The organism is Bacillus sp. JFL15, from assembly GCF_001184225.1.
Classification (GTDB): domain Bacteria; phylum Bacillota; class Bacilli; order Bacillales; family Bacillaceae; genus Bacillus; species Bacillus siamensis.
Map to the genome: position 1 here is coordinate 133,826 of NZ_KQ236689.1, position 21,110 is coordinate 154,935.

General features: G+C 44.7%; 25 protein-coding genes. 8 read left to right on the plus strand and 17 right to left on the minus strand.

Annotation, left to right across the window (positions count from 1 at the left end; all coding sequences use genetic code 11):
- The first annotated feature begins 107 nt into the window (after positions 1–107).
- Complete coding sequence (nhaC, locus tag AD710_RS00590) at positions 108–1,472, plus strand: Na+/H+ antiporter NhaC (protein WP_082197852.1); 1,365 nt, start codon at positions 108–110, stop codon at positions 1,470–1,472.
- A 74-nt stretch (positions 1,473–1,546) separates the two neighbouring features.
- On the opposite strand, the gene AD710_RS19445 is transcribed toward nhaC, so the two are convergent.
- From AD710_RS19445 to rpmG, 3 genes are all read right to left on the minus strand, one after another.
- The gene (locus tag AD710_RS19445) at positions 1,547–1,720 is read right to left on the minus strand and encodes a hypothetical protein (protein ID WP_016938952.1); all 174 of its coding nucleotides are present in this window, start codon (positions 1,718–1,720) and stop codon (positions 1,547–1,549) included.
- 62 nt (positions 1,721–1,782) lie between these two features.
- Positions 1,783–2,337 (minus strand): 5-formyltetrahydrofolate cyclo-ligase, encoded by a 555-nt coding sequence (locus AD710_RS00595; RefSeq protein WP_049627023.1) that lies wholly within the window; start codon positions 2,335–2,337, stop codon positions 1,783–1,785.
- A gap of 78 nt (positions 2,338–2,415) precedes the next feature.
- Positions 2,416–2,565: a 50S ribosomal protein L33 gene (rpmG, locus tag AD710_RS18795; RefSeq protein ID WP_003153056.1), complete on the minus strand. Its 150-nt coding sequence runs from the start codon at positions 2,563–2,565 to the stop codon at positions 2,416–2,418.
- Positions 2,566–2,912: 347 nt separating this feature from the next.
- Here rpmG and AD710_RS00600 point away from each other — a divergent pair, with 347 nt between their 5' ends.
- The gene (locus AD710_RS00600) at positions 2,913–3,266 is read left to right on the plus strand and encodes a hypothetical protein (RefSeq protein ID WP_016938950.1); all 354 of its coding nucleotides are present in this window, start codon (positions 2,913–2,915) and stop codon (positions 3,264–3,266) included.
- Entirely contained in the window at positions 3,263–3,727 is a 465-nt protein-coding gene (locus AD710_RS00605; RefSeq protein WP_016938949.1) for an endolytic transglycosylase MltG, read from the plus strand. The genes AD710_RS00600 and AD710_RS00605 overlap by 4 nt, the downstream gene beginning before the upstream one ends.
- A 96-nt stretch (positions 3,728–3,823) precedes the next feature.
- On the opposite strand, the gene pstB (AD710_RS00610) is transcribed toward AD710_RS00605, so the two are convergent.
- The 9 genes from pstB (AD710_RS00610) to AD710_RS00650 all read right to left on the minus strand — a co-directional run bounded on the left by pstB (AD710_RS00610) (position 3,824) and on the right by AD710_RS00650 (position 13,271).
- Positions 3,824–4,606: a phosphate ABC transporter ATP-binding protein PstB gene (pstB, locus tag AD710_RS00610; RefSeq protein ID WP_049627024.1), complete on the minus strand. Its 783-nt coding sequence runs from the start codon at positions 4,604–4,606 to the stop codon at positions 3,824–3,826.
- An 11-nt stretch (positions 4,607–4,617) separates the two neighbouring features.
- Positions 4,618–5,424 carry a phosphate ABC transporter ATP-binding protein PstB gene (gene pstB, locus AD710_RS00615; RefSeq protein WP_049627025.1) on the minus strand — a complete coding sequence of 269 codons (807 nt, stop codon included), beginning with the start codon at positions 5,422–5,424 and terminating at the stop codon, positions 4,618–4,620.
- Between the two features lie 18 nt (positions 5,425–5,442).
- Entirely contained in the window at positions 5,443–6,327 is an 885-nt protein-coding gene (gene pstA, locus AD710_RS00620; RefSeq protein ID WP_049627026.1) for a phosphate ABC transporter permease PstA, read from the minus strand.
- The gene (gene pstC / locus AD710_RS00625) at positions 6,327–7,256 is read right to left on the minus strand and encodes a phosphate ABC transporter permease subunit PstC (protein ID WP_007612605.1); all 930 of its coding nucleotides are present in this window, start codon (positions 7,254–7,256) and stop codon (positions 6,327–6,329) included. The genes pstA and pstC overlap by 1 nt, the downstream gene beginning before the upstream one ends.
- 47 nt (positions 7,257–7,303) lie before the next feature.
- Complete coding sequence (locus AD710_RS00630) at positions 7,304–8,206, minus strand: phosphate ABC transporter substrate-binding protein (protein ID WP_049627027.1); 903 nt, start codon at positions 8,204–8,206, stop codon at positions 7,304–7,306.
- A gap of 156 nt (positions 8,207–8,362) precedes the next feature.
- A complete protein-coding gene (locus AD710_RS00635) occupies positions 8,363–10,510 on the minus strand; it encodes a peptidoglycan D,D-transpeptidase FtsI family protein (RefSeq protein ID WP_049627028.1) in 2,148 nt (715 codons plus the stop codon).
- Between the two features lie 101 nt (positions 10,511–10,611).
- Complete coding sequence (locus AD710_RS00640) at positions 10,612–11,901, minus strand: MFS transporter (protein ID WP_047475615.1); 1,290 nt, start codon at positions 11,899–11,901, stop codon at positions 10,612–10,614.
- Between the two features lie 117 nt (positions 11,902–12,018).
- Positions 12,019–12,624 (minus strand): superoxide dismutase SodA, encoded by a 606-nt coding sequence (sodA, locus tag AD710_RS00645; RefSeq protein ID WP_016938941.1) that lies wholly within the window; start codon positions 12,622–12,624, stop codon positions 12,019–12,021.
- Between the two features lie 164 nt (positions 12,625–12,788).
- Complete coding sequence (locus AD710_RS00650) at positions 12,789–13,271, minus strand: DUF456 domain-containing protein (RefSeq protein ID WP_045926733.1); 483 nt, start codon at positions 13,269–13,271, stop codon at positions 12,789–12,791.
- Positions 13,272–13,428: 157 nt separating this feature from the next.
- Between AD710_RS00650 and AD710_RS00655 the strand changes: the two genes are divergently transcribed.
- From AD710_RS00655 to ispG, 3 genes are all read left to right on the plus strand, one after another.
- A complete protein-coding gene (locus AD710_RS00655; protein WP_016938939.1) occupies positions 13,429–14,193 on the plus strand; it encodes a DUF1189 domain-containing protein in 765 nt (254 codons plus the stop codon).
- Positions 14,194–14,284: 91 nt separating this feature from the next.
- Entirely contained in the window at positions 14,285–14,587 is a 303-nt protein-coding gene (locus tag AD710_RS00660; RefSeq protein WP_016938938.1) for a LysM peptidoglycan-binding domain-containing protein, read from the plus strand.
- 132 nt (positions 14,588–14,719) lie between these two features.
- On the plus strand, positions 14,720–15,838 hold the full coding sequence (gene ispG / locus AD710_RS00665; RefSeq protein WP_173363136.1) for a flavodoxin-dependent (E)-4-hydroxy-3-methylbut-2-enyl-diphosphate synthase: 1,119 nt from the start codon (positions 14,720–14,722) through the stop codon (positions 15,836–15,838).
- A gap of 30 nt (positions 15,839–15,868) precedes the next feature.
- Here ispG and AD710_RS00670 read toward each other — a convergent pair whose 3' ends face one another.
- Complete coding sequence (locus AD710_RS00670) at positions 15,869–16,246, minus strand: DUF308 domain-containing protein (RefSeq protein WP_087920773.1); 378 nt, start codon at positions 16,244–16,246, stop codon at positions 15,869–15,871.
- Between the two features lie 133 nt (positions 16,247–16,379).
- Here AD710_RS00670 and AD710_RS00675 point away from each other — a divergent pair, with 133 nt between their 5' ends.
- Positions 16,380–16,961, plus strand: coding sequence for a 5' nucleotidase, NT5C type (locus tag AD710_RS00675; protein WP_016938936.1), 582 nt, complete (start codon positions 16,380–16,382; stop codon positions 16,959–16,961).
- Positions 16,962–16,991: 30 nt separating this feature from the next.
- Here AD710_RS00675 and AD710_RS00680 read toward each other — a convergent pair whose 3' ends face one another.
- Positions 16,992–17,402 (minus strand): zinc uptake transcriptional repressor Zur, encoded by a 411-nt coding sequence (locus tag AD710_RS00680; RefSeq protein ID WP_007612627.1) that lies wholly within the window; start codon positions 17,400–17,402, stop codon positions 16,992–16,994.
- A gap of 123 nt (positions 17,403–17,525) precedes the next feature.
- Positions 17,526–18,407, minus strand: a complete 882-nt coding sequence (locus tag AD710_RS00685; RefSeq protein ID WP_016938935.1) for a YitT family protein — start codon at positions 18,405–18,407, stop codon at positions 17,526–17,528.
- 118 nt (positions 18,408–18,525) lie between these two features.
- On the opposite strand from AD710_RS00685, the gene AD710_RS00690 reads away from it, so the two are divergent.
- Positions 18,526–18,780, plus strand: a complete 255-nt coding sequence (locus AD710_RS00690; RefSeq protein ID WP_049627029.1) for a DUF2624 domain-containing protein — start codon at positions 18,526–18,528, stop codon at positions 18,778–18,780.
- Positions 18,781–18,808: 28 nt separating this feature from the next.
- On the opposite strand, the gene AD710_RS00695 is transcribed toward AD710_RS00690, so the two are convergent.
- Together AD710_RS00695 and AD710_RS00700 are read right to left on the minus strand one after the other, a co-directional pair.
- Positions 18,809–19,702: a deoxyribonuclease IV gene (locus tag AD710_RS00695; RefSeq protein ID WP_049627030.1), complete on the minus strand. Its 894-nt coding sequence runs from the start codon at positions 19,700–19,702 to the stop codon at positions 18,809–18,811.
- A gap of 11 nt (positions 19,703–19,713) precedes the next feature.
- Positions 19,714–21,030, minus strand: coding sequence for a DEAD/DEAH box helicase (locus AD710_RS00700; RefSeq protein WP_049627031.1), 1,317 nt, complete (start codon positions 21,028–21,030; stop codon positions 19,714–19,716).
- Positions 21,031–21,110 lie beyond the last annotated feature (80 nt).

The following is a 21,110-nucleotide window of genomic DNA, read 5'->3' on the forward strand; positions in this document are numbered from 1 at the left end:
AAAACCTATATTCATAATTGTAAAAAAACACTCATTTATGCGTTTTTCTGTTACAATACTTTCGTGCCCAAAAGCACAAAAGGATTAAAGTTTGATGGGGTGTTGTTTTGAAACAAGAAAAAAGGCTGACGTTCATTTCAGCCATCGGTTTATTTGTTTTAATGTTAGCAGTCATTATTTCCTGCCTGTTTTTCTTTCATACGGAGCCGCATATGCCGCTGTTTTTTTGTGTCATTATTCTGTCTCTGGCAGGTTTGCGGCTCGGTTTCTCGTGGGGCAGTCTTGAAAAAGGAATTGTCAGCGGATTGAAAAACGGTGTACAGCCGATTATCGTGCTGGCTTTGATCGGTGTGCTGATCGGCGCCTGGATGTACAGCGGGGCCATTCCCGCCGTCACCGTTTACGCTTTATCGATTATACAGCCGAGCCAGCTGCTTTTGACCGCATTATTTTCATGCATGATCATCAGCACGCTTGTCGGCTCAAGTCTGACAACTGTCAGTACAATCGGCGTCGCGCTGTTAGGGGTGGCAAGCGCGGCGGGAGTTCCGCTCGAATGGACGGCGGGAGCAGTTATTTGCGGGGCTTGTTTCGGTGATAAAATGTCACCGATGTCCGACACGACGAATTTTGCCGCCGGTATCGGCGAAATTCCGATTTTTAAGCATATCCGCCATATGATGGGCACGACCGTTCCGGCACTTCTGATCACAATCGTTCTTTTTTATATTCTCGGTTCATCCGTTTCAATAAATGCCGCTTCAACGCAAAATATTGAGGCGGTCATTTCCGGAATTAAAGAGGCCGTGCACGTTACGCCTTGGTCGCTTCTTTCACCTCTTTTGGTGATCATTTTGGCGGTCAGACGGGTTTCTGTTATTCCGGTGCTTACCGCCGGTATTATTTCCGCAGGGCTTCTGACTGCCGTTTTTATTCCCGACAGCAGCATTCAAGGATTTATATCCGCCCTGCAAAGCGGCACGGCTTTTAAAACCGGCGACCAGGCTGTAGCCAGCATTATCAACAGAGGAGGACTCCAATCCATGATGGGGTCAGTCTCTCTGATCATGATCGCCTTTGCGCTCGGCGGCCTGATGGAAAAAACAGGCCTGATCGCAGCGCTGCTTCAAGGATTGATAAAAGGCGTGCATACGAAAGGACGTCTTGTCATGGCGACCGTCTTCTCAAGCATTGGCGTAAACCTTGCGACAGGCGAGCAATACTTGTCGATCTTAATTCCAGGTCAGTCTTATAAACCTTTATATGACAGGCTCAGCATTAAGCGGCTTCACCTTGCACGATCGATTGAGGACGGCGGAACATTGATCAATCCGCTGATTCCTTGGGGAGTAAGCGGCGCTTTCATGGCAAGCGCATTAGGGGTTTCTGTCATCGATTACCTGCCGTTTACCTTTTTCCTGTACATTTCATCGATCATTTCAATCCTTCTCGGTTTCCTGAAAAAAAACTGATATTACGAGAAAAACCTGCCGTCATTACAGGCAGGTTTTTTCATGCAAAAAATCCCGCTGAAAACGGGATTTGTTTAAAAGGCCTGCTGAATGAACTTATTTCTGATAAACGGTATTTTTAAAAAGAGATGAATAAACGACCGTCTGATCCCCGGCTGGCTGAGCACGGTGTTCATCAGACGGTAGCGGTTTTGGTAAACGGCAAAAACAGAGACGGCGCATAATGAGTAGATCAACAATTTTTTCATTTTATCCCTCCTGCCCCTATCGTTTGTCAAACAGCGAGAATTATTCGGGTGCAAGAGGTTTTTTATGCGATGGTTTCAGATTCAGTCACGATCATATCGACCGGGATATCGTGGGGCATGCGGGGAATGCGGTCTGTCAGCTGGCAGTCGAAGAGAAGCGACACGGTACGGCCTTCATAACCGGTCAGAAACCGATCATAATATCCGCCGCCGTATCCGATTCTGAAGCCTTCCCGGTCAAAAGCCACACCGGGCACAATAACAAGATCAATGTCTTTTTGAGCCGCTTTTTCAGTCAGGCTTTCGATCGGTTCACTGAGACCGGCATATACGGTTTCCAGCTGATTATCAGCAGAAAATGTACGGAATTCCATCGCTCCCGTCTGGGGGAAGCATTTCGGGATACAGACTTGTTTTCCCTCTTTCCAAGCCTGTTCAATAATCGGCCGTGTCGGAATTTCCAAGCGTTTCGAGATGGTCACGGCAATCATGCGGGCTTGTTTCCATTCTTTTAAAGAAAACAGCGTTTTGTGCATGCTGCGGCTTTTTGCCTCCCATTCACTTTCTGTTATGCCGGAAAGCTTTGCTTTTATATCGGTTCTGATTTGTGCTTTCACGTTTCTCAAACCTCCCTGAAAGACAAAAAAGCCAGAACTTTATTGAAAGCTCCAGCTTTTTCCGCCGTTTTAAACAGCTTATTTTGTTTCACGGTGTAACGTAGATTTTTTATCACGTGGGCAATATTTTTTAAATTCAACGCGGTCCGGATTGTTGCGTTTGTTCTTTTTAGAAATATAGTTACGCTCACCACATTCAGTGCAAGCCAAAGTAATATTAACGCGCATTATTTTCCCTCCAAACTAAATATCATTTACTTATTCAGACTTATACATAATACCACTATAATGCACGGAATGCTAGAGCTGATTTACATGAAATGTTGTTTAAGTGCAGAAAACATCAGATTATGTTTCTGATCCTCTGAGTGACCTTGCGCAAGACACATACAAAAAATGACGAAACAGGACAAAAAAGGGCTTTCATATGCGAAACCTATAGAGAAATATCCGTTTGCCCCCCGAATAAAAAAGATTTTCCGACAAAATTCTGTTTTTTTCTCTATTTCCTTTAGAATGGCGGCGTTTTATGGTATAAAAAAGAAGGGCAAATTAATAATAGAAGGTGATGAAACGTGGAAATTGCTATTATTGCGTTGTTTATCGTCAGTATAGCGCTTATTGCATTCTCATATTCTCAAAGAGATCCGATGAAAGACGTGGAACAGGAGCTTGAAACGCTTCAGCTTTCCGCCATGCAGGAAATTTACAAGTTAAAAAAGAAAATGACGGTGCTTGAAGAAGAATTGCTGGAAACCAACCTCGTCATCCGCAAAACCAAAAGCAGCGGCATTAACCAAAAAATCGCCAAACAAATCATTTCAAAATATAACAACGGGATGTCTGCCGAAGCCATCGCAAAAGCGGAACACGTGTCTGTCGAGGATGTCAATACCATTATTAAAGATAATGAGAAGGTGCTCGTATGACAAAACGGGGCATTCAGGCTTTTGCAGCAGGCATGATTTTAGCGACGGCCGTCCTCGCCGCTGTCTTCTATTTGACTGACCATGACCAGGCAGCTGCCGTTAAAACTGAAAAAACAGCATTGACAGAAAAAGAAGTAAACAGCTACCTCGACTCTCAGCAAAAAGTCTCCGTCAAACGGGATGACTATCAAAAACTGCTTGACGCTAAAGAAAAATCGTTAAACAACGATCAAAACACGGACGCCAAAAAGAAAAAGGTCACATACAAACTTACGATCAAAGACGGAATGAGCACTGCTGATGTGTCATCCATCCTTGAAAAAGAAGGAATTATTCCTTCAGCGAAGGACTTTAATGATTACGTCATCGACGCAGGCTACCACAAAGAAATCCGCGCCGGCCATTTCAAAGTCGACTCAGATATGAGCTTCAAAAAAATCGTCAAAACATTAACCCGCTAAAAAAGCTTGCAGGCATCGTCCATTCATGGATACGGCCGGCAGGCTTTTTTAATAGGCCATATAAAACGGGCCCGGTCAATGGCCGGGCCCGTTTTTTCATCCGAATTTTCCGGTGATATAATCATGTGTTTTTTGATGATCCGGCTGGGAAAAGATTTTGCCCGTATCGCCCCGCTCTACAAGTTCGCTCATATAGAAAAACGCGGTTTGATCAGAAACTCTCGCAGCCTGCTGCATGTTGTGCGTCACAATGACAATTGTATACTTCTCTTTTAAGGCCAGAATCAGCTCTTCTATTTTCCGGGTGGACACGGGATCAAGAGCAGACGTCGGTTCATCCATCAAAAGGACATCCGGTTTTGTGGCGAGCGCCCTTGCGATGCACAGCCGCTGCTGCTGTCCGCCTGACAGGGAAAGCGCCTGCTGATGGAGACGATCCTTCACTTCATCCCAGAGCGCTGCTGCCTTTAATGATTCTTCGGCGATTTCATGCAGTTTCTTTTTATTTTTTTCGCCGTGTATTCTCGGTCCGTACACGACATTTTCAAATATGGACTGCGGAAACGGATTGCCTTTTTGAAACACCATACCGATCTGCTTTCTTAATTCTGCCGCATCCGTCTTTTCCTTCAGCAGATTGCGCCCGTTATAAATCATATCGCCTGTCACTTTGACATTCGGAGCCATTTGCAGCATTAAGTTTAATGTTTTAATAAACGTGGATTTCCCGCAGCCGGACGGACCGATGATGGCAGTTACCTTGCGCTCCTCAAACCCGATCGTAATGTTTTTCAAGGCCTGATGAGCTCCATACCATACGTTCATGCCTTGAATATCAAATAGATTCTGTGTGTGCACCGCTTCTTTTACAACGCTCACGGTCCTTCCCCCTATCCGAACTTTCCGTTAATATAGTCATCCGTCTTTTGCTCTTTAGGACTAGTAAAAATCTGTTCTGTCTGTCCGTACTCCACCACTTCTCCGTTTAAAAAGAAAGCCGTGCGGTCAGACACCCTCAGCGCCTGCTGCATGTTATGCGTAACGATAACAATCGAATAATCTTTTTTCAGTTCTGTCAAAAGCGTCTCGATTCTGGCGTTTGAGATGGGATCCAGAGCTGAGGCCGGTTCATCTAAAAGAAGCACGGCAGGTTTCATCGCAAGCGTCCGGGCGATGCAAAGGCGCTGCTGCTGGCCGCCTGATAATGAAAGAGCCGATGAATGAAGACGGTCTTTGACTTCATCCCAAAGCGCAGCTTTCGTTAAGCTTTCCTCTACCGCTTCGTCCAAAACGGCTTTTCTTCGTTCACCCGCATACTTCAGAGCATGTGTGATGTTATTGTAAATGGATTTGGGGAACGGATTCGGTTTTTGAAACACCATACCGATCTCCCGTCTGAGAGACACGACATTAATCTCTTCCCCCAAAATATTCAGTCCTTCATAAAGGATTTCCCCCTCGCTTCTTGCAGAAGGGATGGCATCGTTCATTCTGTTGATCTGCCTCAGAAATGTTGATTTCCCGCAGCCGGACGGGCCGATCAGAGCCGTCACCGCATGTTTTTCAATATCCATATTCACACGCTTAACCGCTTGTTTGTCTCCGTAGTAAATGGACAAATGATTCACTTCCAAAATCGACGACTCCGGCGAGCGCTCTGTCTGTTCCGCTTGTTCCCTGACGATGTGATCAATCATGTTTTCGCCTCTTTCCGATTAATTTGCCGTAAGCTTTTTATAAATGGCAGATCCGAGCCATCTTGCACAAAGGTTAAACAAGAGCACTGAAATCACCAGCACTGCCGAGCCGCCGTTTGCTATTGCTTCTGCATCGGGAATGATCCCCTGGGTATTGACGCTCCATATATGAACCGCCAGCGTCTCAGCCGGCCTGAAAATGTTTAATGGAGAGGCTTCAGAAAACGGGTTTAAATCGGTAAAATTCAGCCGCGGCGTTGTCAGTCCCGCTGTAAATAACAATGCCGCCGCTTCTCCGAACACTCTTCCTGATGCCAAAATGGCTCCGGTTAAAATCGAAGGAATCGCGCTCGGAATCAGCACCGTTTTGACGGTATGCCATCTCGATACGCCTAAAGCGAGAGAAGCTTCTTTCAGTTCTTTAGGAACTGCAGTGAGCGCGCCTTCTGTCACCCGGACCATTACGGGAAGGTTAAAGACCGTTAAGGCGAGCGCGCCCCCGATAATCGTGTACCCCCACCCCGTCAGGTTCACAAACATCAGCATGCCGAACATCCCGATGACAATCGACGGAAGCGACGACAGAACTTCAATACAGGTTCTGATAAAATCAGTGATTTTATTTTGCGGCGCATATTCAGCCATAAAGACGCCGCCCCCCACACCAAGCGGTATCGTGATCAGCATGGTGATGAACAGAATGTAAAAGGAGTTAAAAAGCTGATCCCGAATCCCGCCGCCTGACGCGATAGCGCTTGATTTTGACGTAAGAAAATGCAATGTGATTTCCGAGACGCCGTGAATCAGAATATACAAAAACAATCCTGCTAAAATCGCCGCAAGCACAGCGGCGCATAAACCGAATACACCGGTGGCCAATTTATCCGTTATTTTCCGGTTCATTATACTTTCCTCCTAGATGACAAGTAGCGTATGAGCAGTATAAACAGAAACGACATGATAAGAAGAACAAGCCCCATCGACCACAGCGTATTATTTTCGATACTTCCGTATGTGGTATGGCCCATGTTTAACGTGATAATCGTCGTTAACGTCCCCGCCGTATCAAGCAGGCTTTCCGGGAGAAGCTTTGTATTTCCGATAACCATCTGTACAGCGAGAGCTTCTCCGAACGCTCTTGCCATTCCAAGCACGACAGCGGTCAGCAGTGTCGGAAACGCCGCCGGGATAAGCACTTTCCTGATTGTCTGCCATCTCGTTGCACCTAGCGCATATGAACCGTCACGAAGGTGTTTCGGTAATGACGCAAGCGCATCAGCGGAAATCGACGTAACGGTCGGCAGAATCATCACCGAAAGTACGATCGTTCCCGCCAGCAGACTGTGACCCGTTCCGCTTGATTTAAAAGATCCGATAAACGGAACCAATACTGTAAGACCTATGAATCCATAAACGACGGACGGAATGCCGACAAGCAGCTCGATTACTGGCTGCAGCACTTTTTTTCCCCAAGTCGGCGCAATTTCCGTCATAAACACGGCACCCGCAATCCCGAGGGGCGCGGCGATCAGAGCGGATAGAACCGTGACCGCGAATGATCCGAAAATAAAAGGCAGCGCGCCGAACTCAGGCTTTGCCTGGGTTGGATTCCAATTCAGACTTGTTAAGAATTCAATCGGGCTTACACCATTTACAAAAAAAGATTGCAGCCCCTTTATGCCGAGAAAGATGGTGATTGCCGCTGATGCCGCAATGATAATCGCCGCACATACAGACACAATCACTCTTCCGCGGACTTCATCCAATTGCCTGTTTTGTTTTGAGCTTATTAAGCGTTCGCTTACAGACTCTTTTTCTCTGTGATTTATCATTTGTTTACACTCCTATAAAGAAGAAGGACGGGGAGCCCGCCCTCCCCTCAGCTTTGCTTGCCTTTTGCGTCACGTGTGACTTTCATATCAGAGATCGGAATGTAGCCCTGATCTTTTACGATACTTTTCTGTACTTCATCGCTGTTCAAATAGTCAAGAAATGTTTTGGTCAGGCCAGATGCTTCACCTTTCGTATAAGAGTGCTCGTAAGCCCAAATCGGATATTCGCCTGTTACAACATTTTTCTCTTCGGGTTTGATGCCGCCGATTGATAAAGGCGTTACTTTGTCATCGTTTATATAAGAGAAAGCCAGATAACCGATTGCTCCCGGTGTTTCCGCAATGATTTTTTTGACTGTATTGGAGGAATCCTCTGTGATGCCCTCTGCAGGCTCCGCTCCGTCAAGCGCATATTTGACGAACGTAGCGCGTGTGCCTGATGAATCAGGACGGTTGACGAGTGTAATCTTTTGATCTTTGCCGCCAAGCTCTTTCCAGTTTTTAATTTTGCCTGTAAAGACGTCTGCCAGCTGTTTTTTGGTTAAATCCTTTACGCCCGCACCCGGGTTGACCGCAGCCGCCATCGCAACTACCGCTACACGGTGATCATTCAGGGCTTTAGCATCAATGCCTTCCTTTTCTTCAGCAAAGACGTCTGAGTTACCGATTTGCACTGCACCTTCAGACACTTGTGAAAGACCTGTTCCTGAACCTCCCGCTTGCACCTGCACATCAGCATCCGGATGTTTTTCCATAAACTTTTCCGCCGCTGCCAGTACTAACGGCTGCATGGCTGATGAACCAGAAATGGTTAAAGAACCTGATGCTTTTTTATCCTCACTTGCAGATTGGCCGTCCGTCTTGCCGCTTTCCTTTGCATTTCCGCATGCTGCAGCAACGATCATAACAGCAGCCATCAGAAGCATAAGCATCCATTTGTTTTTTTTCATTTCCTGAATTCCCCCTGCGTTTAATGTGTAATTTGTCCTACACGTATAGAGTAAAGGGTTCGTGTAAAATGCGTATAAATCGAATGTTAAGGTTTTGTAAATCCGGATGTTTTTTTGTATAAAAAAAACGCCCACAGACTGTGAGCGTTTCTTCTATCAGTTATTTGTATTGCCGTTAGCGGCGTCTTCCTGAATTTTATCTTCGTTTTTCTGCTTCGTATTATTATCTTCTTGTTTCTTTTTCAGCTCGAAGTATTTATCCAGAGCTGCTTCCCCAATGTCATTAGTTATAGAATACCTGTCATTATAATCTTCATAAGCCCATGGAACCACTACCGAAATAGCAACTTCAGGATGATCTGCAGGAGCATAAGCCACTAAGGTTGTGTTATAAGTAGAAGCACCAGTTCTTGATTTTATAGGTCCATCATAGAAAGCTTGTGCTGTTCCAGTTTTACCGGCAGGGTGATAACTTTTATTAGCAAAATTTGCTCTCGCAGTCCCTTGAGCTCCATTCATAACAAGTTTAAAACCTTGTTGAACACGTTTAATTTCACTTTCCGTCATATCAAGACGGTTCATCACTTCCGGATTAACAGATTCAACGACGGCCCCGATACCTTTTTTGGAAGGTTTTCTTACTTCTTTCACGACTTGGGGCTTCATACGATAGCCGCCATTAGCAATGGTCGATACATACTGAGCCATTTGAAGCGGAGTGTATGTGTCATATTGGCCAATCGCAAAATCAAGCAAGAAACCTGACTGTCTTTTAGTTCCCACATATCCTGTAGCTTCGTTAGGCAAATCAATTCCTGTTTTTACCCCTAAACCGAATTCACTGAAGTAATAACGAAATTTATCAAATGCGCTGTAATCAAGCGGCAATGGATGTCCTGATATATATTTACCCTTACCAATTGCAATCGCAGTTTTAAACATATAAACGTTAGATGAGCGCTCAAGTGCAGTTAAATCATTTATCGGCCCCATTACACTTACCGATTTTTTAGGAGGAGAGTCTTTAATATTTAAAACTTCATCCGTAAATATATTTCCGATTTTAATAGCACCTGTTTGATAACCCGTTAACAGTGTTGCCCCTTTTACAGCTGAGCCCATGTTGTACGAGGAAGTCATTGTTCCTAGTGCATAATCATCAATTTTATATTTGCCGTCTACTTGTTTAATCTGTTTACCCGCCATTGTAAGCACTTCTCCATTACGGGGATCCATCATTACGACAAATGCTCTGTCAAGCAACTGTGTACTCGGCCTTGCCTTTGCAGCCCTTAAATTTTTCTCAATAATTTTTTCAACGTCTTTTTGCAATTCGGTATCTATAGTGAGCACTAAATCATCCCCGGCTTTACCTTTTGAAACCGTTTCTGTATCTGTTACGTTTCCAGAGGAATCTGTCACACTTCTCACTTTTTCTTTTTGTCCCTGCAACAGATTTTCATATTGATACTCTAAATAACTTTTTCCTACTCTGTCATTCCTGCTGTAGCCGAGTGACAAATAATGCTCAAGAAGATTTGAAGGGAGTCCCTCATTGGAGCTCGAGACACTGCCGAGAACTGATTTTAACAACCCTTTATTTGGATAAGACCGTTCCCAGTCAGACGTCACGTCAACCCCTGGCAGCTCATCTAAATGTTCGCTGACGACGGCCATTTCTTTTGCTGACACTCCTTCATTTTTGATGTATTGAGGCGTCAGTGAGTAGCCTGAATCCATCTGCCTTTTGATCGCGAGGATCTGCATATCTTTTGAAGTGAGTTCATTCAGCTGTTTGTCCGTAATGCGTTTCAGCTGGAGCTGGTATAAATCATCATCAGACAGTTTTTTGTCTTCAGCTTTTTGCTTTTCTTTGGCCGTAATCAGTTTTTTCGCTTCATCAGGCCTCGTTAACATCCAATAGTCTTTTTTATCGCGTTCAGTCACCTTTTTGGTGCTTACCTTAATCATACCCGACAGTTTTTTTGCGATTTTCAAACGCTGTGCCTGGGTGGTTGAGGCTGAACGTGTATATGTAATCGCATTTAATGCTTTATTCGTTACGATGGGATTAAGGTTCCGGTCGTATATTTTCCCTCTCGGAACAGCTGTGCTGACATCAGACTCTTCTTGCTTATTGGCGGCGTTTTTATAGTCATCACCCTGAACGATCTGCTTGATGCCAAGCTCGACGATAATCCACGTGAAAATAAGAAACGCGGCCAAAAACAAAAAATTAAGCCGGATCGGCAATGATTTTTTCTTTTCTTTGCTTACTGCTATTTTCTTTTTATTTCTCCTCATGACATCACCTTTTCTTATTTACAGAAAGAAATGACACCTTTTGTTCAGGTGCCATTTTTCATTCTAAAGGTTTTTTCGATAATTTTCTACAGATAACCCTTTTATCTTTCTCCTTTTATAAAATTCGGTTCACCCGCCTGTTTTTGTCGGTCCTCTTCCACTGTTTCATCAGAAGTTTCCGTATCCAGTTTGACGTCTTTAATAAAGTAATAAATCAGCGGATGACCGGCTCCGAGCAGCACGAGCGCCGCCGGTATTCCCACTTTTTCCTTCAGCAATGTAACGATCAAAAGAAAGCACAGGATGGAAACGATCCGGCCTGCATTTAAAAACAATTCCCTGAGCACGATGTACTCAATTCTGGCCTTTCTGGCAAGCCGCGCCCGGCCTATTACATCATATGTAAGCGAGACATACGGCACGAGCAGAACAGGATAGCCGATCGCAATAAACACTCCGTATATAAGAAGCGTCGTAAAGCTCATATGAAAAATAATGAGAAACAGGGCGCCGTACACAATCAATCCGCCGATAAGAATCGCCTTTTTACGCGATCTTTTTTTGATGAGCCTTGATGCAAAATAGTAAGCAAAAAAAGAAACAGCGGAATTGACGAGACCGAATGTCCCGAGCGCCAGCTCACTGTTTGTCGCAATGAACACAAATACGCTGATTAAAAAAACAAAAATCCCTTCTCTCAACCCTTGAAAAAAGTGCGCGTTTGTAATCCGCCGCCAATTCAGATTCGTGTGACGCTCATCATAAACTTTTTTCAGCATAAACCGGCCTTTCGACTCTCTCCGCTTGAGAAAAAAGCTCATGACCACGGCAAGGGCAAATAAGCCGAGCGACAGGCTGAAAATGACTGTATACCCCGTATTGTTTTGAAGTCTTGAGATGACAAACCCGGCCACAATCGGGCCGATCATCCCTGCCGACGAAGATAAAATGCCTAAAAATCCGTTGAAAAAATCTCTCGTTTCAGGTTCCGTAATTTCGAAAGTCAGCACATTAAAGGCCAGCCAGTAAAAACCGTATCCCACTCCGAGCACGGCACCGATCAAAATGAGGCGGGAAGCCGCATTTTCCCCGGCAAGGAGCACACTTAAATAAAAAGCCGCCAAAAAGATAACACCGAACCTGAGAATAAACACCCTGTCAATTTTTTTAGCCAGCCGGCCCGCCAGAAGAAAGGTAATCGGCTGCATCGTCACGACCGATAAATTGTATATGGCCAAATCAATGAATTTCCCTGACTGTTTCCATAAATACACATTGACAAATGTATTTGACAGCGCGATGCCTAATGAGTAAAGGCCGCCAATCGTCAATAACAGCAGCAGACCTTTATTTACTTCGATGTCGCCGATAATTTTTTTTATTTTGCTCATCATTGACTCCCCTTTACTACACATTAGTCTGTCTCACTCAAACTGAGATATGTAAAAAGGAATCAAAGTCAATAAAAAAACAAGGCCTCCTCGGGAGACCTTGTTTGATTGAACGATTTATTTTGCTTCGCTGTAAAGGCGGGCAACTTCATCCCAATTTACAACATTCCAGAAAGCTGAAATGTAATCAGGACGGCGGTTTTGGTAGTTCAGGTAGTAAGCGTGCTCCCAAACATCAAGACCGAGGATAGGCGTTTTACCCTCTGAAAGCGGTGAATCTTGGTTTGGCGTGCTTGTAATTTCAAGTTTGCCGTTGTTTACAACAAGCCAAGCCCAGCCGGAACCGAAACGGCCGGCAGCAGCTGCAGCGAATTTTTCTTTAAATTGATCGAAGCTTCCGAACGTGCTTTTGATCTCTTCAGCAAGCTCACCAGTCGGTTCGCCTCCGCCGTTTGGAGATAAAAGAGTCCAGAATAAAGAGTGGTTTGCATGTCCGCCGCCATTGTTGCGGACAGCTGTGCGGATATCCTCCGGCACTGCGTTTAAATCAGCGACAAGCTCTTCTACAGATTTCTCTGCAAGAGCTGATCCTTCGATCGCTTTGTTCAGGTTTGTAACGTATGTGTTATGGTGCTTCGTGTGGTGAATCGTCATTGTTTCCTTATCGATATGCGGTTCTAAAGCATCATAAGCGTAAGGCAGTTCTGGAAGTTTGTAAGCCATAATTTTTTCCTCCTTTAAATATATGTACTGAAATGCCGCTTTTAGCGAACTTTTCTAATCTCAATGTAACAAAAGAAAGCATGGTAATCAATGAAAAAGCTCACAATCCGGCGATTCCAGCAGACATATTACACTTTATCCGTTCACGGCCGAAATTAAACCTTCTAAAGCACCGTCCATAAGAAGTATCCAATCATAAAGAGCTGAATGACTCCTTTGGCCGCGACGCTTGTTAAAAAGCCGATTAACGAGCCCAGTCCCACTTTTGCCGCAGACTTGATATCCTTTTGATGAACAAATATCTCAGCGCAGACAGCACCGATAAACGGGCCTAATATAATGCCTGCCACGGGAATAACGAAGGGCCCGATCAATAATCCGATCGTGCTCCCCCAGATCGCCGCCCTGCTTCCTCCGTACCTTTTGATGCCAAGTAAGTTTGACACATAGTCAGCTGCAAATAAAACGGCTGCAAATACCGCTTCAATGAGCCAGAAGAGGTAAGAATAAGGACTGAAAGAAAACAGAAATCCGTAGAGGAGAAAACCGGCCACGATAAATATAACGCTTGGGATCACCGGATAGACAAGACCGATGAAAGCAATGACGAAGACCGCAATAATAATCAGCCAATACAAAACACTCATGACTTAAACACCCTCCTTTGTTTTACGGAGCATTACCGCCTCCGCTTTTTCTTAATATGTATGATTCCTTACTGCCGCTTTAAATACTCTCACTTGTGTTCATCTCCGGTGAACGATACAATAAGCAACATATACCAGTTTAGGCTAGGAAGTGAAGATGTTGAACATATTTACGGCTTTATTGAAAAGTACATACTCTCCGGCAGATATTGCAAAAACACGGTTTCAGGGGATAGGAAAAGCGATCCTTTATGTATTTTTGCTGTCTGTCCTTTTTACGCTGCCGAGCGCTTATTACCTTTGCTCCGGCACCGTAAACTCAATGAACGGTTTCAAAACCGTGTTAGAAAAAGATTTCCCTGATTTCAAAATTTCAAACGGTGAATTGCAGACGAAAGCTTCCGCCTCTAAGGAAACGGAAGCGAACGGTTTTGTCATCGTGTTTGATCCCACTGATGCGTACGGCGCTAAACAAATAGCGGCGAAACAAAACGCGATCGGCATTTTGAAGAATAAAATGGTGCTTGCAGTAGACGGACAGGCGACAGAAATGAATTATTCATTAATGCCTGCTGATATCACTAAAAGTGAAATCATATCAGCTTTAAACCAAAATAAAACGATGATCGTCACCGTCCTTTCCGTTTTGCTGTTCATTATGACGGCGGCCGGCAAATTCATTGAAGTCTCATTTCTCGCCGTCATCGGCCTGATTATAAAAAATGCGCAAAGAAAGACATTGAATTATCAGCAGCTTTGGAAGCTTTCAGCTTATTCCATTACGCTCTCCACCATATTCTTTACGATTATGCGCGCGCTTGTCATTACGGTGCCGAGCGAATTTTTAGTGAATTGGTTTGTAAACTTTATCATCCTTTTCCTCGTCTTAAAAGAGATACCGCCAAGAAAGACTGCTGTGTAACAAAGACCGCCCCGGCGGTCTTCTTTTTTTGTCATGAACAAAATGGGACAAGCATACAATGAAGTAAACATGTATGCGGGAGGCGGTTGGAATGAAGCGGCTTACTTTTGTATTCGGCAGTTTATTTGTGATATTTATTATCTTTTATGATCTTAAAATCGGCACGATCCCTTCTCAAGGCCTTCCTGCATACGCTGCGGCGGCTCAGCCTGCAAATCAGGAAACATCATACAGAACGGTTACGGTCAAAAAAGGTGATACGGTAATGTCGATCGTCGGCGCACATAAAGCGCCGGATGATATTGTACAAGATTTTGAAGCGCTGAATCCGAATGTGAAAGCAAACGCCATTCAGGCGGGCACCGCTTATAAATTCCCCGTCTACCGTAATTAAACGTTAATTTCTTGTCAGTTCGGCAAATACACTGTTACAATATAATATGTAAATAGAAGTTGCCTGACATGTAAAAGGCTCAGCCTGCAGAAGCGGTAACTACAATTAAGGAGCGATTGACAAGTGAGTGAAATCACACATCGTACAAAAACGCGTCCCGTCAAAGTGGGACCTTTAACAATAGGCGGAAATAACGAAGTCGTCATTCAAAGTATGACGACGACCAAAACACACGACGTAGAAGCAACAGTGGCGGAAATCAACCGTTTAGCCGAAGCCGGCTGCCAAATTGTCCGGGTGGCATGCCCTGACGAACGCGCGGCGAACGCAATTGCCGACATCAAAAAACGAATTTCCATCCCTCTCGTTGTCGATATTCATTTTGATTACAAGCTCGCATTAAAAGCAATTGAGGGCGGCGCCGACAAAATCAGAATCAACCCCGGTAATATCGGCCGCCGTGAAAAAGTGGAAGCGGTCGTAAAAGCGGCTAAAGAAAAAGGAATTCCGATCCGGATCGGCGTAAACGCGGGATCATTGGAAAAACGAATTCTTGAAAAGTACGGCTATCCGACTGCTGACGGCATGGTTGAGAGTGCGCTTCATCATATAAAAATCCTGGAAGACCTTGATTTTCATGACATCATCGTCAGCATGAAAGCGTCTGACGTCAATCTCGCCATAGAAGCATACGAAAAAGCGTCAAAAGCATTTGATTATCCGCTCCACCTTGGAATTACAGAATCAGGCACGCTGTTTGCAGGAACGGTAAAAAGCGCGGCCGGACTCGGAGCGATATTAAGCAAAGGAATCGGAAACACGCTCCGGATCTCCCTGAGCGCCGACCCTGTTGAAGAAGTAAAAGTAGCCAGAGAGCTGCTGAAATCATTCGGTCTCGCTTCAAACGCGGCTACGCTTATTTCTTGCCCGACATGCGGACGGATCGAAATTGATCTCATCAGCATCGCAAATGAAGTCGAAGAATACATTTCTAAAGTCAAAGCGCCGATTAAAGTAGCCGTTCTCGGGTGCGCCGTTAACGGACCGGGCGAAGCAAGAGAAGCCGATATCGGTATTGCCGGCGCCCGCGGCGAAGGACTTCTTTTCCGCAAAGGCCAAATCGTCCGCAAAGTCCCTGAAGAAACAATGGTCGAAGAGCTGAAGAAAGAAATCGACAAGCTGGCAGAAGAACACTACGCAAAGCTTGAAGCAGAAAAAGCAAAAGCAGAACAAGAAACACAAAAAGCTTGACGGATAATCCGCCAAGCTTTTTTTTGCGTGTTAGAAAAACGGTGTAATGAAGATGCCCAGCACAAGGGAAACAATACCGATTCCCATCGCCCAGCCGCCTAGAGCGCCCGCTCCTCTTCTTCTGGCGATATAGCCGACGATAATGCCGCATGCCCCTAATAAAACTGGGAGCACGAACAGGGAGATGATAGAAATAGCCAATGCTGCATACCCTATACCCCGGCCTTCGCTTACTCCGTCCCGGTTATCATCGCGGTCTGCTGCTCGGTCAGAAGCACGATATGGCTCTGAAATTTCGGCCGCTGTCTCTTCTGAATAAACATCACGCGTGATATCCGTTCCTTCCGATCCATGATCCACATAGTAGTCGTTGCCTTTTCGATTTTCGTAATCGTATGCCACCTTCAATTCCCCCTTTTTCTTTTATGAAAGGAGCTTTTTTAGTTTCCGCGTTTTTCACGGAATCATGTTTGCTAAACTTTGCTGGTATTGTCAATTGTTTATGTTACACTTGAAGGGATGAAAATATAGGAGTGTGGACATGTTACGGTTAGGTATAGATATTGACGGCACGGTTACAGCACAGGATACATTTGTCCCTTATTTAAACCGCTCATTTCATCTTTCCATTACCTTGGATGATATGACTGATTATGATCTGACCAAGCTTTTGAACATTACAGCTGAGGAGTTTTGGGAATGGATGAATGTTCATGAAGCAGCCATATATAAAGAAGCGCAGCTCGCGGAATTTGCGAAGCAGGCGCTGGACGGACTGAAAGAAGAGCATCGCCTCATTTACATTACGGCAAGACGCAGCCACTTAGAAGATGTCACGCTGGACTGGTTTGCAAACCGGGACGTTCATTACGATCACATTGAGCTTGTCGGGAGTCATCACAAAGTGGAGGCCGTCAAAAAACACGGCATTGACCTGTTTTTCGAAGATCACCACGGCAACGCGACAATGATCGCAAAAGAAGCAGGCATTCCGGTTATCCTTTTTGATTCCCCTTATAACCAGCTCCCCACCGATTCCAACATTATCAGGGTGCAGAATTGGCTTGAAGCCGTCGCCTGGATCAATAAAAACAAACACAGTCTTCAGCATGTCAGAAGCTGAAAAAACCTCCTGCTTATACAGGAGGTTTTTTTATCGGCACGCCGGACAGGTGCCGTAAATTTCAAATTTATGACCGCTGATGTCATACCCTTCCAAATCATCGTGAAGCTTATCCATCGGACAGGACTCAATTTCCTTCGTCTTCCCGCAGGTTAAACAGATAAAATGGTGGTGGTGATGGGTATAAGAGCATGTAAATCGGAACAGTTTTTCCCCGGACAGCTCCGTCGTTTCTAAAATACCGAGTTCTTCATATAACGAAAGATTTCGGTATATGGTATCAAAGCTCAAACCCGGATAGTCGTCGTTTAATGCGGCAAGCACGTTTTTGGCCGTCAGATATTTATCAGAATCAGCAAAAAGCTGCAGCATGTCTTCTCGCTTACTCGTATATTTATACCCTTTTTCTTTCAGCAGGTTCAACGCTTCTTGGACGTTCATGAGGACCTCCCCTTTACAACACGGTATCGCTCCAAAAAGAAAATGGCAGCTGACTGAACAGCAGGCCATTTTCTTATGCTGTATAAAATTATACCTATAAAATGACGAAAAGTAAACGAAAGCCTAGTGAATCGCGGTTTTGAACTTACCGCCCCTCGTTTCATGGGTATTCATGATCGTAATAAATGCGTTTTTATCAATTTCAAACACAATGGATTTCAATTTAGTCACTTCAAGCCTTGTCACGACCGCGTAAATGACTTCTTTGGTTTCATCCGTATATCCGCCTTTTCCCTGAAGCTTGGTAGTTCCCCTTCCAAGCCGGTGCAAGATCGCGTCTGAAATTTCCGCATACTGGTCTGCCACAATAATGACCGCTTTTGTTTCATCGAGACCCTGAATGACGGCGTCAATCGTTTTCATGGCAATATAATAAGTCATGAAAGAATACATCGCCTGCTCCGGACCGAACACAAAACCGGCCCAAATAAAAATAAACACATTGATGAGCATAACGAATTCTCCGACTGAAAAGGGCAGCTTTTTTGTGAGAAGGATACCGAGTATTTCAGTACCGTCCATCGAGCCTCCGTTTCGGATGACAAGGCCTACCCCGAAACCGAGCAAAAGCCCGCCGAATACCGTCGCCAAAATAGGCTGGGTCGTAAAGGCCTCCACATGGTGCAAGGAGGATTCAATCAGCGCTAAACCGACGATTCCGATAACCGTAGAGATGAGAAATGTTTTTCCGATATATTTATATCCGAAAATCATAAATGGAATGTTGAGTAACACAACGAATAAGGCGAAATTGAGGAGGGGATTGGACATAAAGAGGTGGTCTAAAATTAATGAAACACCGATAATGCCTCCGTCGATAAAATTATTAGGGACCAGAAACAATTCAATACTTACGGCGGCTGAACCCGCCCCGATCAGAATCATGATGACCCTGAAGATAAAGTGTAAAAATGATTCTTTTTTGTGCTGTTTATTTGGGGTCATAAAATCTCCTTTCCTGTAATAACTATTTTAAACAGTAAGCAACTTCATTTTACCATTAAAAGCTGTAACATTTTAATAATTTGCTCAATACATTATGTCTAAAGAGGTGAAAGTATCGATGATTTTAATACAAAGAATCATTTTGCAGCGGCTCAATCAAGCCACTGCGGACGACCTGCTGAAATATTCAAAGCAATACGGAATCAGCATTACGAGAAGCCAAGCGGCTGAGGTAGCGGCTCTGATGCACGGAAAAAACATCAATATTTTTGATGAACAGGAGCGGCTTCGCCTGCTGAAAAAAGTGGAAACGATTACCTCAAAAGAAACGGCTCGGAAAGTTAACGAACTTTTCAATCAATTTTCAGGGTAAAAAAAGGAGGGGCAATTCCCCCTCCTTTTTATTGAGCTGATATTTTTTCAAGAAGCTCCTTGTCAAACTGCTTTTCTTTCAGCATTTCGATTTCAAAACGGTATGGCGGCTTCTTATTTTTCTTGTCTTCGCCTACATACGGTGTTTCGAGGATTTTCGGAATATCGGCAAGCTGCTCGTGATGAACAATGTACTGCAGAGCGTCAAAACCGATCTCTCCGAACCCGATGTTTTCATGACGGTCTTTACGGGCTCCCCTGATATTCTTGCTGTCATTCACATGAAGGACTTTTATCCGGTCGATGCCGACGATTTTATCAAACTCATTAAGAACACCGTCAAAATCATTGGCAACATTATATCCTGCATCATGGGTGTGACAAGTGTCAAAGCAGACGGAAAGATGTTCATTATGTGTGACGCCCGCAATGATCTCGGCAAGCTCTTCAAAACTTCTTCCGCATTCTGACCCTTTGCCCGCCATTGTCTCCAGCGCAATCTGGACGCTTTGGCCCGGATCAATCACTTCGTTTAATCCTTCAATGATCTTTTTGATGCCCGTTTCAGCACCGGCTCCGACATGCGCTCCTGGATGAAGCACGATCTGTTTCGCGCCGATCGCTGCCGTTCTTTCAATTTCAGAACGCAGAAAATCAACGCCCAGCTCAAACGTTGCCGGGTTTGTCGTATTTCCGATGTTAATGATGTACGGCGCATGCACGACAATGTCACCGATGCCGTTTTCCTTCATATGGGCGCGGCCCGCTTCAATATTCAAGTCTTCAATTTTTTTGCGGCGCGTATTTTGGGGAGCGCCCGTATATATCATAAATGTGTTCGCCCCGTATGAAACGGCTTCCTTGCTTGCGGCAAGGAGCATATGTTTTCCGCTCATTGAGACGTGTGAACCTATTTTCAGCAACCCGATTCCCCCTACTTTCCTCTGTTAGATTGGTTTCTTCTCTGCTTCTTTCTGATTTTTTCCATTTCGTAGCTCATTTTCTTTTTATAGCCCGGCTTTACTTTTTTCGGCTTTTTCACAAGGCGTTTCGCCATTTGGTCAGCCTCATTTGCCGTCTTTTTGCGATTTTTACGGCGGTGGCGGTCATCGCCTTTCTTCCATTCCCCGTTTACAAGCTCCGCATAGTCAAACACAATGCCCATCTTTTCGAGTTTTGCGAGCGCATCTTCGTCAGAAAGCTCGTATATAGTCAGTGCTTGGCCTGATGAACCGGCGCGTGCGGTTCTTCCGACGCGGTGAACATAAAAATCCAGATCGTCCGGAAGCTCGTAGTTGATGACATGGCTTACGCCTTTAATGTCAATTCCTCTTGCCGCAAGGTCTGTCGCAATGACATAAGTGAATTCCAGATCATTAATCTGCTTCATTACCTTTTTGCGTTCACGCGGCGTTAATCCCCCGTGCAGAAGGCCGACTCTCATGCCTTTTTCGGTCAGGTATTTCGCAATATGATCAGCCGTATTTTTCGTATTGGCAAACACGATGCCCAGATAAGGATTCAGATTCGACATCATATCAAAAAGCAGTTTGTCTTTATCACGCTGTTTAGAAGGAACCAAAACATGTTCAATCTTTTCGGCTGTGATCCTTTTCGGCTCAACATGAGCGTATTTCGGATTTTCCATATACTTTTTCAAAAACGGCTTCAGCTTTTCCGGAATCGTAGCTGAGAAAACAAGCATCTGCAGTTGTTCCGGCATACGGGATCCGATGTAATCAACGTCTTCTAAAAAGCCCATATCAAGCATCAGATCAGCTTCGTCAATGACGAGAGACTGCGCTTTATAGACGTTCAATGCCTGCGCTTTAATCAGATCCGCAATCCGGCCCGGCGTTCCGACGACGAGATGTGGCTGTGTTTTCAGCTTATCAATTGATTTTTGCTTGTCCGTTCCGCCGATAAAGCATTTTGTCCGGATCGGCCCGTCCTCGGCACCCTGTGTGATTTTGAGCGCTTCCTGATAAATCTGATTGGCAAGCTCTCTCGTCGGCGCCGTGATAACAGCCTGCACCGTATCAGAATCCGAATCAATCCGATTCAGAATAGGCAATAAATAGGCGTGGGTTTTTCCCGTCCCCGTCTGGGACTGCCCGATCACGCTTTCGTTTTTCAATACAGCAGGTATCAGCCGCTTTTGAATATCTGTCGGTTCATAAAAACCAAGGCGGTGAACTGCATCTATAATAAACGGTTTTAAGTTGTATCCATCAAATTTAGTTTCTTTCATTTTTCCCAGCTCCTTAAAGCGGCACATTCTGTGTCCATCATCACATTATAACCGATTTTACTTAAAAACACCATGTCTTG